This window comes from Pontibacillus sp. HN14, from assembly GCF_021129245.1.
Classification (GTDB): Bacteria; Bacillota; Bacilli; order Bacillales; family BH030062; genus Pontibacillus.
The window spans coordinates 78,791-93,857 of record NZ_JAJOLR010000005.1 but is presented as its reverse complement, the minus strand read 5'-3'; the positions used below and the strand labels follow the sequence as shown (position 1 = coordinate 93,857).

Sequence of the window (15,067 nt, the reverse complement as noted above, 5' to 3'; positions counted from 1 at the left end):
GTTGGGGTAAGCTAAGAAAAAAGAAAGGCGGGATAACATGATTCCGATTCCTTCTGGGATACAAGGGCAAGTGTTTTCATTGTTTGATCTCGAGCAGAAGCTAAAACCCCGTGGCTACGATATTGGAGGCAACTGGGATTATGACCATGGCTCCTTTGATTATAAAATCTCTGATGAAGTGGGGTATCAGTTTTTGCGAGTGCCCTTTTCTGTGGTGAATGGTCAGCTAGATGATAAAGAAGTAACCGTAAGACTCGGTGAACCATACCTTTTATCACATAAGTATCAGCGAGGATTAGACGACAATGTACATGTTGGAAATCTTAGTGCCTCCTTTGACCAGTTTTCAGAGCCTCAGGACCCTGATGCAGAATTTCCTGAAGAATATATTGAAACTGGGAAGGAACTCGTAGAAGAATTAGAACGGATTTTACTCACTTAGGTTGGAGAGCACAATCAGGTGATCATCTTCTTTAATAATGGATTGAGACGGAGGGTTTATGAATAACTCTCCGTTTTGTTCCATTCCTAACAGCAATTCTTCTTGCTTTAAAAACGCTAAGGCACATTCCTTGAAGGTTTCTCCTACTAAGTCTTTCGGTACTTTCATTTGTTTATATTGCTGTGAAGAAAGCTGAGCGACTAGGGTATCAAACGGTTTAATGTGTGCTTCCCGGTATAACTCGTGGAAAAACAGTGTACTCATGAAATCATTCGAACGAATCACCGTATCAGCACCGGCGCGCCTTGCGTTTGTCACTTGATTCTTTAATAAGATTTCTGTAATGATGAACATATCGGAATTCATTCCTCTAGCGGCTACAGTTGTAAGGATGCTGACTTGGTCCGCCTGATGTTCCTGTTTGGATGGGTCTGATGTGATGATCATGCAACGTGCTTCTGAAATTCGTGCCTTCAAAAGGGTGCTATCTTCAGATGCATCTCCGTTTATATAATGAAGTTTGTATTCTTGATAGCCAATTTGATCGAGTGATTTATCGATTAAGACGATATTTTCTTCTTCTATATAATCCGTAATCATATTAAGTAGTTGTTTCGTCCGTTCATTCCAACCGATGATAATGATGTGATTACTTCCTCTATACTCAACCTTCCCCTCAGATAAGTTTCGTTCGTATTTTACGGTAGAGGAAGAGACAGTCGCCATATAAAATGTAACAAGGCCTCCTCCTGCAATAATCAGGAATATACCAATGATTCTTCCTACTATCGTTAAAGGCACGTAATCCCCATATCCTACAGTGGAGCCAGTAATGACTGCCCACCAAATCCCATCAAAGACTGTAGGAAATGCCTCCGGCTCCACCCAATGCACGAGGGCTCCGAAGAAAATCATAAAAAAGGCTACAGTTAGAAGTAGCCGTAGAAAGACGGGTGTTCGAAAATACCACTGGATGGCTTGATGTAAATGGACCTTCATGCGAAACCTCCGCTTTTTTCTACAAGTATGCCCATACCTGAAACGCATTATAATAAAAAAAAGAACCTATTCAAAATAGGTTCTTTTTCTTTAACACTCCATTGTTTCATTGCCCTGTTTCTTAACTTCAGCAAGTTCGTGGACGTTTCCAAATGGATCATTGAAAGCAATGCGTTCACCGTCTGGGAACCACACAGGTTCTTCGTTATAAAAGCGCACACCCCGTTCTTTTAAATCTTTCATAGTGGCGCGAATGTTTTCGACTTCAAATGTAATTATAGTAGAGGCTTCTTTCCAGATTTCGATCTCCGTATCGCGTTCCGTTTTGTGAAGCGTTAAACGTATGTTACGATCATGGATTAAATCAATGCAAGTAGGGTAGTTATCATGATCGTCTGATCTCTTGAGGTCAAGTACTTCGCTGTACCATTGGATCGCGAAATCTAAGTCGCTTACATAAATATTTATCTTACATATATTCAAAATGAATCGCCTCCTGAATGTAGTTAGATGGTTAGATAAGTAAATGCTAGATATCTTGGTGTATAGTGTATAGACTTCCCTTTATAGAAATTTCAAAACTCCTCTTAGAAACACGAACGTTTATGATGTTTTAGTATTCTATATTCGTTATTTTCCAGAATTGGGTTGAATTCTTTTGGTTAGTCTCCTATAATTAATCTCAACAAAATATTTCGGACGTACTCATATAAGGGCGAGGATAAGGCTCGCAAGTTTCTACCAGGCTACCGTAAATGGCCTGACTATGAGTATTGCACACATTTGTGGATGCTAGGTTAAAGACTAGCTCTATTTTCATTATTTGTAGAAGGAAACCTCACAGATGGCGCGATACTCGTGCCTTTTGTGAGGTTTTTCTTTTGTTGAGTGCGTCTTTGTAGGGGGAGTACTATATGGAACTATTAAAGAAAAGAATTGAAGAAGAAGGCAAAGTTATAAACGACCAAGTACTTAAAGTGGACTCATTTCTAAATCACCAGGTGGATCCTCTCTTCATGATGGAGATAGGTGAAGCTTTTAGGGAGCGTTTTCGACAAGATGGCATAACGAAGATTGTCACCCTTGAATCTTCAGGCATCGCGCCTTCTGTGACAGCGGGTTTAGCGATGGGGGTAAAGGTTTTGTTCGCAAGGAAAAGGAAATCTTTAACGCTTAAAGAAGGGCTAGTTTCCTCTAAGGTCTATTCCTTTACCAAACAAGAATGGAGCGAAATCTCTTTGTCCTCTGAATATTTAACATCAGATGATCGTGTTCTGATCATTGATGATTTTCTTGCAAATGGACAAGCTGCTCAAGGCTTGATCGATATGGTGAAACAGACTGGTGCAACAGTAGGTGGTATTGGAATTGTAATCGAAAAAGGCTTTCAAACGGGAGGAGATACACTGCGCGAGCAAGGAATAAAAGTCGAATCATTGGCTCGTATACAGTCCCTTCAAGATGGACGTGTCACATTCTTTGAAGAAGAGGAGGTTCACGTATGAAAAATATAACGATCGGCCTTCAACATGTGCTGGCCATGTACGCAGGAGCGGTCATTGTTCCTTTAATAGTCGGGAGTGCTCTTGAGTTAAATGCAGAGGAATTAGCTTATCTCGTCTCCATTGATTTATTGATGTGCGGAGTGGCTACCATTCTGCAGGCTGTCAGTAATCGATTCTTTGGTATAGGTTTGCCGGTTGTTTTAGGATGTACGTTTACAGCAGTAGCTCCTATGATTTCTATAGGAAGCAGTGCTGGGATTACGGCCATCTATGGAGCCATTATTGCTGCTGGTTTGTTTGTTCTCTTGTGTGCACCGATCTTTGGTAAACTCGTTTCCTTCTTTCCGCCCGTGGTCACGGGCTCTGTCGTAACAATCATTGGCATTACACTTATTCCTGTGGCTATGGATAATATAGCAGGCGGTGCGGGGAGTGAAGATTATGGAAGTGCCTCGAATCTACTCCTTGCTTTTGGCGTTCTTCTATTAATCATTGTGCTTCAACGCGCGTTTACAGGTTTCATTCGTTCAGTTTCCATTCTAATAGGGTTAGTAGCAGGGAGTGTGGTGGCCATCTTTATGGGGAAGATCGATGTCTCTTCCTTGGCAGATGCTGCGTTCTTTAGAATACCAACACCTTTTTATTTCGGAGCTCCTACGTTTGAATTAGCGCCCGTGTTAACGATGATTCTAGTGGCGATCGTAAGTTTGGTTGAATCAACGGGTGTCTATTTCGCTCTTAGTGACATTACGAACAAAAAGATTACGGAAAAGGAAATTACGAAAGGGTACCGTGCAGAGGGCCTAGCAATTTTATTCGGTGGTTTTATGAATGCTTTCCCGTACACAACTTATTCGCAGAATGTAGGGCTTGTCCAACTTTCAGGTGTGAAATCACGCAACGTCATATACATAGCAGGAGCTATGCTGATTGGTATTGGATTATTTCCGGTAATAGGCGCGATTACCACGTTAATACCAGAACCTGTTCTTGGAGGCGCTATGATCCCGATGTTTGGGATGGTTATTGCATATGGGATTAAAATGTTGAGTCAGGTTGATTTAAAAGAGCAAGAGAACCTGTTAATTATCGCTTGTTCCATTGGGATGGGGCTTGGTGTTACCGTTGCTCCTGACTTATTTGCGAAACTTCCTGAACAAGTTCAGATTCTCACAGATAATGGCATTGTGGCAGGAAGCCTAACAGCGATCCTGTTGAATTTGTTCCTCAATGTTATTCCAGGAAAGATGAAGAAAGAACAGCCCAAAACAACCGAATCCATTGCTTCGTAAATAGAAAGGAAAGGCCCAATCAATCAATTGACTGGGCCTTTTTTGTGGTGATTCTGGTCAGGTGCGCGGTGCATGAGAGGGCCGTGGGGGGGCAAGATAGTTGACAAAGGTACGTGAGGGGGATAAGATACGAACGTTTGCAACGATCAAGACCACCTTGTTGGAGGAATAACATGAGCAACATGAATAAAGGAATTTTACTATTATTAAGCGCTGCCTTCGGTTTTGCGATGATGTCGACGTTCGTTAAACTTTCGGGGGACCTACCAGCGGTTCAAAAGACGATGTTTCGCAACATTGTCTCTGCTTTTATAGCATTTGGGTTCGTTCTCTATCATAAAGAACGCTTCTTCGGGAAGAAAGAGAACCAGAAGTACTTGCTATTACGATCATCACTTGGAACGCTAGGAATGGTGCTGTATTTTTATTCTATTGACCATCTTGTGCTGTCGGATGCCGATATGTTGAATAAACTAAGCCCGTTTCTTTTAATTATTTTTTCCGCTTTATTTTTAAATGAGAAAGCGCGTAAGTTTCAAATTGTTGCGATCGTGATTGCGTTTTTAGGCACATTGCTCATTATTAAACCTGAGTTTTCTGTAGAGACCATTCCATATATGGCGGGTGTTTCTTCTGCAGTCTTTGCTGCCCTTGCCTATACGGTTCTTCGTTTCTTAGGTGATAAAGAAGAATACTACACAATTGTATTTTACTTTTCTTTCTTCTCGACGGTTGTGTTGTTGCCGTTCACGGCCCTTCTTTATGAACCGATGTCTCTTCAGCAAACTCTATATTTATTGTTGGCGGGAGTCTTTGCAACAATAGGTCAGTTTGGGATCACGCTTGCCTATAAATTTGCGCCGGCCAAGGAAATTTCAATCTTTTTCTACACCAATATTTTGTTCTCAGCGGTAATCAGTATCGTCGTGTTTAATCAAGTTCCAGACACTTTAAGCTTCCTCGGTTATGCTATTATTTTCGGGGCTTCGTTTTATATGTTTTGGAAGAATAAAAAGGTTGGAACAGCCTAGCATTGGTGTAAAGTCAAGGAAATTGATAAGATGAAGGAAACGATTAGGGAGGAATAGTGGATGGAACAAAATGAACAGAAATTTTTGTTAGAGATGCTACAGACTCCATCACCATCGAGTATGGAAATGGAGATTCAGAAGAAATGGATAGAATACGTCAAGCCTTTTGCGGATGAGATTCGAACAGATAATGCTGGAAACGTGATAGGGGTATTAAATCCTGAAGCAGATTTTAAAATTCTCTTGGCTGGTCATAGTGACGAGATTGCTCTAGTAGTGAATCGTGTAGATGATCATGGCTTCTTGCACTTTGATAAAATGGGAGGCATTAATCCAAAAGCGGCTGTAGGAATGAAAGTAACCGTTCTTGGGCAAGGCGGAACTCTCACTGGTGTCATTGGTGTGAATGCTCAACATCACGGGGGGCTAAAGGGTGATTTTGGCCTTGATGATTTATTTATCGATTGTGGAGCAAAATCGAAAGAAGAGATGGAAAAGTTCGTTCAAATTGGAGACCTTGCTGTATATAAACGTGAACCAGAAATCATGATGGACCGATACATATCCGGGCGTGGTTTAGATAACCGTACAGGTTCCTTCATTGTAGCAGAAGTATTGAGAAAACTCTCAGAGAAAGATATTAATGTTGGAGTATATGCTGCGAGTACAGTAAATGAAGAAACAAACATGGGCGGAGCTTATTTTGCAGCTGCTGGTCTGGAACCGACGATGGCCATTGCTGTAGATGTTACATTTGCAACGGATTATCCATATGTAAATAAGAACAAGCACGGAGACATTAAGCTAGATGGTGGACCTGTTCTAGCGAAAGGTGCTCCTATTAACATTAAGATTAATCGCTTGTTAGAAGAAGCAGCTCGTTCTAAGGGGATGCGTGTTCAGTATGAATTAACGCCGCGTATGACAGGGACGGATGCGGATAAGATGCGTCTGACAGGAAAAGGAGTTCCGATTAGCCTTGTTTCCTTGCCATTACGCTACATGCATTCACCAGTCGAAACGGCAAGTATCAAGGACATTGATGAAGAAATCGATTTACTTGTGACGATGATTGAGAAAATGTCCGGAGAAGAAAGCCTTAATCCGCTAGAAGATTAACATAAAGATCTCCCTCTCAGTGTAAATGCTGAGGGGGATTTTTAATATTGTTTTGTTGAGAAGGAATGTGGATGGGTTATTTGTTGTCATTTAGTTCCGAAGATGAGATCGGCTGCATAATATAGCGAGTTAGGACAACAATTTTAACAAAAATGAATGAATGTTCATTTTGTGAAACATTTTACTGTTCAAATTCTCAATTAGACGTTATAATGAGAATTGTACTCAATAAAATACGATTCCATCTTCGGGGCAGGGTGAAATTCCCGACCGACGGTGAGGGGCCCACTTGGTGTCCTAAGTCCGTGACCCGCTTGGTACTTATGTGCCGATCGGTGGACCTGGTGAGAATCCGGGACCGACAGTTACAGTCTGGATGGGAGAAGATGTAGAGCGAAAAATAGGTATATATGATACCTTTATTTCCCTATGGTCTTTTATCACCCCTGAAGCGATTTTTAATGCTTGAGGGATTTTTTGATGGAACGAACGATAGGATTATTCGCTCACCTTCATCTGGGATGTGAATCGAGAGTAAAGATGAAGGAGGAGATCGATGATGAAACCAAGAGGTCAATCATCCAAATTATTCAAGCTCATTACGCTCTCGTTAATGAGCACCATTTCACTATTATTAATGCTGTTGGACTTTCCACTGCCGCTTTTACCAGGTTTTCTAAAAGTGGACTTTAGTGATGTTCCAGCTTTATTTGCAGCATTAATCTTTTCACCGGTAGCCGGTATTATTGTAGAGGCTATGAAAAATGGCCTTCACTTCATGCTAGGAAGTGGAGATCCTATTGGAGCAAGCGCAAACTTCATAGCGGGAATCATGTTTATCCTGCCCGTTTCCTTGCTATATCACCGTTTCAAAAGTGTAAAAGGTGTTGTATCTGGCCTTGTTACAGGTACCATCGTAATGACACTTGGTATGTCTGTTTTAAACTACCTTGTTATTCTACCAGCCTACACATGGTTGATGGGCTTTGAGGTAGAAGGGACAAAGATGGCCTACGTAACAGCCTTCATTATGCCGTTTAATGCGATGAAAGGAATCATTGTAGGAATGCTCTTTGTGCCGTTGTTTATTAAAATGAGGCCTTGGTTTGAACAGAAACGAACAAAAACCATCAACGCTGCTTAGCAATAGATATAAACCAAGTCCCCTGCACCTATGTGTGGGGGGCTTTTTTTATGAAAGCACATAGTTAAGGCATTTTAGTGTGGATGAAGGCCGTTCTGTTTAATGAGTGCTAGGGGGAAAGCGAGTGATTTCTCGGGCCACCTTACACTTAGACTAAGGCTAACGGAAACTTTCTCCCAAATTCGTAAGGAGGCTTATAAAGAAAAGAGCATCGCACTCTAAGTAGAGTGCGATGCTCTTTTATGCATAGGAACTGTCCGCTTACACGTCGCGACGTTTCTTAATGCTGTATTTCGTATGAGCCACAACAGTTTTCTCAAAATCTAAGTTTCGCTCGTTGAAGTCATCCATAATGGTCATATCCACAACCACAGAGTTTTCTAACTTCGAGGAAGTTACGATTCCTTCAAGTTGTTGTCCATCTCGTTGGAAGGTAATGATATCACCTTCGGTTGCTTTATCTTCTTCCTTTATTTTTTCATCTTCTACAGGTTCTTCTGCATTTTTCTTTTCAAACGCAGCATTGATTAAGTCTTTACTCATATTTTCGTCAGCCATGAGAGGATCCCCTTCCTAGTAAATGTATTGGCATTTTAAATTCTGATTGATTAATGGGGGCGAGAGGTTTTTCTTAACTATACCCTAAATGGATCGCCCTCATTCTTCCTAGAGTATTACTCTAACATGATTCTTTTTTCTATTTAAACAAGAAGTTCACATAGAATCAATAACTTCTTTCTACATTTTAATGGAATTGTGAAACGTTTACAAAGAGAAAGAAGGTTTGGTTCTTACATAAAGAAGGTTTCGGTTGGGTTTAACCTATAGAATGTAAAAGCCAAATAGGTCGCAAATGATGTCCATAAAAAGTATGGGACGAGAAGCCAAGGGCTAACTTTATTGTATTTGCGGATCATGATGATTAATAAAGCAGTCGTAACAGCAACAATAAACGTATCGACTGTCGCTAGCATTAATGCCTTTAGTTCAAATTGGAAGAAGCTAAATAGTTGGTTCGTTACATAATTAATAATTAGGACTGTCCACAGTGTAGGAGAGAAAGATCCTTTAGAAGCCCATGCTAAGACTAATGAAAGAGCAATAAAAGCAAACAATACTGCCCATATAAGCCCAATTACAGACCCTGATGGAGTCCAAGAAGGTTTTTCTAAGCTGTTATACCATTCTTGGTCGATTGGAAATAAGAACCCTGCAATGCTGAACAAGCCATATATAAGTAGAAAAAGAAGGATACCTTTAACTATTTTGTTCAATTGTTCGCACTCCTTTCACATGGATTAGACAAAGACGAAGGCAAGCTAGCGTAACATCTATGTTACGTAGCTTGCCTCATATATGCCTTTTCCATTAAGAGGATTCTTCTTGCTCCTCCACCAAGTAGCGAGCTGTTGGCATAGCTTGTAAACGTTCAAATGGGATTGGTTTACCTGAATGTTCGGAATATCCATATGTCCCTTTTTCTATGCGTTCTAAAGCAGCATTAATTTCATCGAGCTGTTCTTCCGCATGTTCACTTAATGTATAGGCCTTCTCCCGTTCAAATTTCTCTGTACCAAGATCGCCAGGGTGGCTATTTACGTTGGATAACTCACCAACAGAATTGCCCTGGTCCTCTTCGTTATTTAAGTAGCCATCATGGTTATGGTGTTCTTTTTCAGCATCTTCTTTCATTTCTAATAGCTGCTTTTTTAATTCTTTTAATTGATCCTCTGTTAACATGGTGAATACTCCTTTCACTTGTAGGGAGAGGGAGGGCTATTTCTTTCTTGGCACGACGCCAACGGTACAACGAGACAGACAAATGAGTTCATCTTCTTCATCTACTACTTTTATTTCCCATACCATCGTACTTTTCCCGATGTGTGTTGGGGTAGCAATCCCATACACGGTGCCACTTCGTTTCGCTTTAATATGGTTTGCATTAATTTCAATGCCAAATACGTTGTATTGTTCCATATCCACATGAAGAATTGAACCAATGCTTGCCGCTGTTTCTGCGAGGGCGACGCTTGCACCTCCGTGTAAAAATCCTAGAGGTTGGTGCGTGCGTTCATCTACAGGCATAGACAACACAACACGTTCTTTTGTCATTTCAACCTCTTCAATTCCTAAAGCTCCCAGTAATGTATTTTTAGCAGTTAAATTCATATAATCGATCCTTTCTTTTTTATTTCCTTTTCAATCTGGAGTCAAACATAACAAGTCTCTATATCTTAATTCCGCTTTGAAGGAATGCATTCCTCCCTTAAACCAATATCTCTTATCTTTTGTTTTGTTGGATGGGAAACTTAACGATTATAGTCGTCCCCTTCTGTAGTTTAGAAGACACGGAAATAGAGCCGTGATGAGCGTGGACTATTGCTTTAGCAATACTCATTCCCAGACCGCTTCCATCACTCTCTTCTTCACTATTCGTGCCGCGGAAATAGCGAGTAAATAAATTCTTTTGTGTATGCTCGTCCATACCGATGCCGTTGTCTTGAATGGAAAGAAAGATCCAATCTTTCTCAACCTTAGAGGTAATCGTTACGGATGTTCCTGTTGGATTGTGTTTTAAGGCATTAATGATTAAATTATCAAGCAGCCGCTCAATCCATTTTGGGTTTGCCTCTAATCTAGTATTGGGTTCAACGTTGACGCTAATCGTATCATATTCCTGATATTTATTGAGGCTCCGTTCTACTGTCTTTTTCAAATCAATTATCTCATACTCAATAGGCAAGCCTTGCTGTTTCAGTTTAGAAATAAGGGAAAAGTCCTGGATCAACTCGAGCATGTAATCCCCTTTCTTCCGAATTGTTTCCCCCATGTCTTTCAATTCTTCTTTCTCCCACTCATAGTAGCCTGTCTCTAGCATATGACCATATCCCTGAATGGTTGTCAGGGGAGTACGAAGGTCGTGAGAAATGCCGCTCATCCACTCTTCACGTTGTTGATCGAGTAGGAGACGTTCTTTCTCCGCATGATCTAATTGTTCGGCCATGTCATAGAATTCCTGAATCACTTCTTTATACAGGCGATAACGAAGGCGAATCTTGTTCTTTTTGTTAAATAATTTTTTGCGTTCCCGTTCTGTGAACACCTCTTCATAATTTCCATTGCGCATTCTTTCAAGCCAACTGATAAAGAGTAAGAGGGGTTGCCCGTACCGAATGCCATGCCAAATAGATAGAGCAATCAATAGAAGAAGTGTTGCTGACCCTATGCTAATCAGTACAATTAAAATTTGTTGAATCGAAGAGAACTTCCATTTTCCTTCTTCTGTTGGTGTGTGAAGGATCCACGTAGTTTCGGGAAGTCGCTTCGTCATAATTTTTGTATCATAATTTTGAGGTTCAGAAAGCCTTGCTGGAATTTCAATCGTTGTATAACGTTCAGGGGAAGGGCCAGAACCAATCCGCTGTAGAACTTCTCCTTCAGAGTTTACAACATCTAAGTAAACATCTGTTTCTTCCATCTGTTGTTTGATTTGAGAAACCCCTTCTTCAGAAACCCGTCCTTTCTCCTCAAAAGACTGAACCCATTCGTCTAGCTGTTCTTGCTTTTGGTTCTGGTACCCTAAAATATAGAGGTAGGGTTGGTCGTAAAATAAGGAATCGATATAAGTAACAATTTCATAAGTTTGGATCGATTCTCGTTCTTGAATGGCCAGAATCTCATCCATTGTATATGTATGCTGAATGGAGGAAGGCACATTGGCAGAATACAGGGCTTCCCCGCTTCCATCTATAATTTGCATCCACATGTCTTTTTCTTCTAATTCGTTGATCCACATTTCTGGTATATCTACTTTACCTTCCTCAATCCAAGCCTCAGTTGCAATTGTCTCCAAAGCCCCTTTAGGGTAATTTCGGTTTACATCTTCATTCATTAGGAAGTTGACTAGCATAAAAAAGACAATGAGTAAGACTGTAATAATGAATACGCTTAAAAAGACAAATTGAATGGAGAAGTGGAAACCGATTCTTCGTTTAATGGATTTCATATTGAAGAATCCTTTACCAATTTATAACCAAGACCTCGAACAGTAATTAAGAATTGAGGATGGCTTGGGTTTGGTTCGATTCTTTCACGTATGCGTCTGATATGAACCATGATGGTATTGTCATCAGCGATATGGTCCATTCCCCATACAGCATCGAACAAATCAGCTTTCGTAAAGACTCGATTTGGATTTTTAGCTAAATAAAGAAGAAGTTTATAAACCATAGCTGGACAAGGCACAGTCTTGCCATTAACGGTTAACTCTTTCGTTATTTCATTTATGGAGAAGTAACCAAAGTCATGGACGAGTGTTGGTTTATTGTCTGAAGCTTGTGTATGGTGTATTCGCCTCTCTACCGCTTTCATACGCGCTACAATTTCAAGTGGATTGAAGGGCTTCGTGACATAGTCATCTCCTCCCATAGCAAAGCCAGTTAGCACATCTAGGTCTGAGGTTTTGGCTGTTAAATACAAAAGGTAGGCATTCGTTTTCTCGCGTATCTTTGGTCCTAAATCAAATCCTGATCCATCTGGCAACATAACATCGAGCAAAATGACATCATAGGATAAATGGTTAATTTCCTGCATAGCTTCTTCGGCTGAAGCAGCGGTTTGTATCGATGTGTATCCTTCTTTTCTTAAGACTTTCTCCATCATGGTTAGAATGGAAGGTTCATCATCAACTAGTAAAATATTCATGTATTTCCACCCCCGAACTATCCTATCATAGCTACCTTACGAAAACCTTAACAATGAGCGTCGATTTGTTTGATATAAGTAAGGTCGTGTTCCTTTTTTAGTAAGGAAAACGTTGTACAATGAATGTATAAAAATGGATGGCGGGAGTGTTTTTGATGATGGTAAGTAAGAATATAGGGATTTATGTCATGATTTTAGGTGCGATTGGGCTTATATTGTCTGTTGTGGTGTTCAATCATTATGAACATATAAGATATGTGCGTTATGGGTTTGGGGCTATATTTTTTCTAGGGACAATTATAACCCCATCCTATGTAGGGGATGAATCCTATGGAGGGAAAGGGTGAGATGGAGAATAGAATTGGAGTTGTCGATCGGTTAAGGGGATTGTGTTTATTCGGAATTCTGATGGCAAACATGCTAATCTTTCAATATGGAATATACGGGAAGGATCAACTAAGTGTGTATTCTGTATCCAGTATGGACCAAGTGGTACATGGGGTGCTGAAGGTTTTCGTGGAGACCAGTTTTATGCCTATCTTTGCCTTTTTATTTGGATATGGGCTTATCAAGATGACAGAGTCTTTAGATCGAAAAGGGTTACCAAGGAAACGTTTCTTGGTCAGACGCTTTATTGGCTTAATAATAATCGGTATCTTTCATGGGACTCTTCTGTGGGAAGGGGATATTTTACTTTCCTATGGGATGACCGGTTTCGTGTTACTTCTGTTTATGGGACGCAGGAGTAAAACATTAAAGATCTGGGCGCTGCTTCTATTCGTTATCATAGGTGGATTAGGCCTTGGCGGAACGAGCTTGGTCACTTCCGAGGAGGAGCAGCTGGTGATGGATGAATATGTGAAACAAACGGAGATCATTTATGGAAGCGGGACATTTGGTGAAATAATGGATCACCGCTTAAATGAAGATCCTCTGATGATGACAGGGGGAGAGTTGGTCGTACTTCTTATTTTGTCCCCTATATTGACATTGCCGATGTTTTTATTCGGTATGGTAGCGGCGAAAGAACGTTGGTTTTATGAAGTTCGTACCAGGACAACAAAATGGCGCCGTAAAGCAGTTCTGTTTGTAGGATTAGGCATTGCCCTAAAAGCAATGAATGAAATATGGCCTGACTTTATTGGGAGTGGGGTTGGATATGCGTTAGGCGGACCGGTATTAGCGTTTGGGTATATTTTTGGGTTTACTCTATGGCTTTCCTCTCGTCATTCGATCTTCACTAAAGGATTAGAAAGGGTTGGGAGGCTCTCGTTGAGCAACTATATCCTTCAGACAATAATTTGTGTCAGTGTATTTTATGGGTTTGGCTTTGGATGGTTTGGAGAACTTGGTATGCTAACGGGTGTAGCGCTCTCAGTGCTCATCTTCTCGGCACAGTGGTTCATAAGCCTGCTTTATCTATCGAAGTTTCAAACAGGGCCCCTTGAAAAGCCGTTGCGTATGTGGACGTATTTCTCCTGGAAAGGGAAAGCCAAGCCTAACGTAGGGAAGAGGGAAGATCGGACCTTTACGGCTTGATGAAGAATGTAAATGGAATTTGGTTTCATGTTCGTCTTATTAGGTATTGGATTATAAATACAAACGAAAGAGGCACAGATCATTAAGATCTGTGCCTCTTTAGAGGGGTCAACCCTTTTAACACCAAACGTTAGCTTCCTTTTACCATGATACGGGTATAATAAACTGGAATAATAGCGATAGTCCAAGTAAGAATCCAAAAATTGTATTGGTTTGAGCCGTGTATTTCATAGCGGGCATCATAGTAAGAGGTGTGGAATTGTTTGAGAAGGTCTGAACTGCCCCTTTTGGTTTAGCTAAGCTGATCAATACTAATAAGGACCATAACGGGAGTAACCCGATTGCGATATACACAATTGTTAAAACGTAGGCTATACCGAATAAGGAGGCAAGAAAGCGGATGGCTCCTTTTCGTCCGAATAGGATTGCTAGTGTTTTGCGTCCATTCTCCTGATCCCCTTCCAAGTCGCGAATATTGTTCGCAAGAAGGATCGCTCCAATTAAAATGGCAACAGGGATAGAGATGAGAACGACTTGAGACGTCAGGGTATTGGTTTGGATATAATAACTGATTCCGATGATGACTGTTCCCATAAAGAAGCCAGAAACGAGTTCACCAAATGGTGTATAGGCAATTGGGTATGGACCGCCTGTATATAAATAACCACATAGCATCGATACGATTCCAATTGCAGCAATCCACCAAGTTGTTAAGAGGCAGATATAAATCCCAAGGACCATTGCGACACCGAAGAAACTTAGAGCAAGTCCCAATACTTTCTTGGCTGGGATATTATCGCGGACAATAGCTCCGCCGATCCCTATGGATTGCTCTGTATCTAAACCACGCACATAGTCATAGTACTCATTAAACATGTTTGTAGCTGCTTGAATGAGGATGGAAGCCAAAAGCATGGCAAGGAATAAACCTATATGAAACGAACCATCTAGCCCCGCCAACATTGTACCGATAAAAACAGGTACAAACGCTGCAGTCAACGTGTGGGGTCGCAACAATCGCCACCATACTTGCCAACCTTTGCGCTCATTCAAGGCTGTTTGTATATCTTTTTTGTTCATGCTTTGCATCTTCTTCTCTCCTTAATCATGACCATTTCATCATAGTCCTATTTCAGTTTAGGCAAACTGTATGACACTGTCAACATAGAAAAAGCCTTGATTACCTACCATTGAAGAGCTTGCAGGGTGCGAAAGCCCACATGAAGTGGGATGGTTAAAAGTTGTTTATTGTCGGGACGGTTGTAGTCAAACTCCGGCTTATCCTGCCTGCG

General features: G+C 40.9%; 17 protein-coding genes and 2 riboswitches. Of the genes, 8 read left to right on the top strand and 9 right to left on the bottom strand.

Annotated features, from left to right (window positions below; genetic code table 11):
* Positions 1–37 precede the first annotated feature (37 nt).
* Positions 38–442: a YugN-like family protein gene (locus tag LQ226_RS15375; protein ID WP_231418846.1), complete on the top strand. Its 405-nt coding sequence runs from the start codon at positions 38–40 to the stop codon at positions 440–442.
* Here LQ226_RS15375 and LQ226_RS15370 read toward each other — a convergent pair.
* Complete coding sequence (locus LQ226_RS15370) at positions 431–1,441, bottom strand: potassium channel family protein (protein ID WP_231418845.1); 1,011 nt, start codon at positions 1,439–1,441, stop codon at positions 431–433. The genes LQ226_RS15375 and LQ226_RS15370 overlap by 12 nt on opposite strands.
* Before the next feature lie 90 nt (positions 1,442–1,531).
* Positions 1,532–1,924 (bottom strand): VOC family protein, encoded by a 393-nt coding sequence (locus LQ226_RS15365; RefSeq protein WP_231418844.1) that lies wholly within the window; start codon positions 1,922–1,924, stop codon positions 1,532–1,534.
* Positions 1,925–2,126: 202 nt separating this feature from the next.
* Positions 2,127–2,228: riboswitch (purine riboswitch) on the top strand.
* Positions 2,229–2,355: 127 nt separating this feature from the next.
* Between LQ226_RS15365 and LQ226_RS15360 the strand changes: the two genes are divergently transcribed.
* The 5 genes from LQ226_RS15360 to LQ226_RS15340 all read left to right on the top strand — a co-directional run bounded on the left by LQ226_RS15360 (position 2,356) and on the right by LQ226_RS15340 (position 7,532).
* A complete protein-coding gene (locus LQ226_RS15360) occupies positions 2,356–2,946 on the top strand; it encodes a xanthine phosphoribosyltransferase (protein ID WP_231418843.1) in 591 nt (196 codons plus the stop codon).
* Positions 2,943–4,238 (top strand): nucleobase:cation symporter-2 family protein, encoded by a 1,296-nt coding sequence (locus LQ226_RS15355; protein WP_231418842.1) that lies wholly within the window; start codon positions 2,943–2,945, stop codon positions 4,236–4,238. Before LQ226_RS15360 ends, LQ226_RS15355 begins: the two co-directional genes overlap by 4 nt.
* 173 nt (positions 4,239–4,411) lie before the next feature.
* Positions 4,412–5,269, top strand: coding sequence for a DMT family transporter (locus tag LQ226_RS15350; protein WP_231418841.1), 858 nt, complete (start codon positions 4,412–4,414; stop codon positions 5,267–5,269).
* A 60-nt stretch (positions 5,270–5,329) separates the two neighbouring features.
* Positions 5,330–6,388, top strand: a complete 1,059-nt coding sequence (locus tag LQ226_RS15345; RefSeq protein WP_231418840.1) for a M20/M25/M40 family metallo-hydrolase — start codon at positions 5,330–5,332, stop codon at positions 6,386–6,388.
* 239 nt (positions 6,389–6,627) lie between these two features.
* Positions 6,628–6,780: riboswitch (FMN riboswitch) on the top strand.
* Between the two features lie 164 nt (positions 6,781–6,944).
* Positions 6,945–7,532 carry an ECF transporter S component gene (locus LQ226_RS15340; protein ID WP_231418839.1) on the top strand — a complete coding sequence of 196 codons (588 nt, stop codon included), beginning with the start codon at positions 6,945–6,947 and terminating at the stop codon, positions 7,530–7,532.
* Positions 7,533–7,793: 261 nt separating this feature from the next.
* Here the strand turns inward: LQ226_RS15340 and LQ226_RS15335 are convergent, their stop codons facing one another.
* The 6 genes from LQ226_RS15335 to LQ226_RS15310 form a co-directional block, all read right to left on the bottom strand.
* Complete coding sequence (locus LQ226_RS15335) at positions 7,794–8,090, bottom strand: YkvS family protein (RefSeq protein ID WP_231418838.1); 297 nt, start codon at positions 8,088–8,090, stop codon at positions 7,794–7,796.
* Positions 8,091–8,323: 233 nt separating this feature from the next.
* Complete coding sequence (locus tag LQ226_RS15330; RefSeq protein ID WP_231418837.1) at positions 8,324–8,806, bottom strand: TspO/MBR family protein; 483 nt, start codon at positions 8,804–8,806, stop codon at positions 8,324–8,326.
* Between the two features lie 94 nt (positions 8,807–8,900).
* A complete protein-coding gene (locus LQ226_RS15325; protein WP_231418836.1) occupies positions 8,901–9,272 on the bottom strand; it encodes a TraR/DksA C4-type zinc finger protein in 372 nt (123 codons plus the stop codon).
* Positions 9,273–9,308: 36 nt separating this feature from the next.
* Entirely contained in the window at positions 9,309–9,701 is a 393-nt protein-coding gene (locus tag LQ226_RS15320; RefSeq protein WP_231418835.1) for a hotdog fold thioesterase, read from the bottom strand.
* Between the two features lie 112 nt (positions 9,702–9,813).
* A complete protein-coding gene (locus tag LQ226_RS15315; RefSeq protein ID WP_231418834.1) occupies positions 9,814–11,538 on the bottom strand; it encodes a sensor histidine kinase in 1,725 nt (574 codons plus the stop codon).
* Complete coding sequence (locus tag LQ226_RS15310; RefSeq protein ID WP_231418833.1) at positions 11,535–12,236, bottom strand: response regulator transcription factor; 702 nt, start codon at positions 12,234–12,236, stop codon at positions 11,535–11,537. Before LQ226_RS15310 ends, LQ226_RS15315 begins: the two co-directional genes overlap by 4 nt.
* 155 nt (positions 12,237–12,391) lie before the next feature.
* Between LQ226_RS15310 and LQ226_RS15305 the strand changes: the two genes are divergently transcribed.
* Positions 12,392–12,583 carry a hypothetical protein gene (locus tag LQ226_RS15305; RefSeq protein WP_231418832.1) on the top strand — a complete coding sequence of 64 codons (192 nt, stop codon included), beginning with the start codon at positions 12,392–12,394 and terminating at the stop codon, positions 12,581–12,583.
* A complete protein-coding gene (locus tag LQ226_RS15300) occupies positions 12,567–13,775 on the top strand; it encodes a DUF418 domain-containing protein (protein WP_231418831.1) in 1,209 nt (402 codons plus the stop codon). Before LQ226_RS15305 ends, LQ226_RS15300 begins: the two co-directional genes overlap by 17 nt.
* Before the next feature lie 141 nt (positions 13,776–13,916).
* Here LQ226_RS15300 and LQ226_RS15295 read toward each other — a convergent pair whose 3' ends face one another.
* Positions 13,917–14,864, bottom strand: a complete 948-nt coding sequence (locus LQ226_RS15295; RefSeq protein ID WP_231418830.1) for a 1,4-dihydroxy-2-naphthoate polyprenyltransferase — start codon at positions 14,862–14,864, stop codon at positions 13,917–13,919.
* Positions 14,865–15,067: the final 203 nt, after the last annotated feature.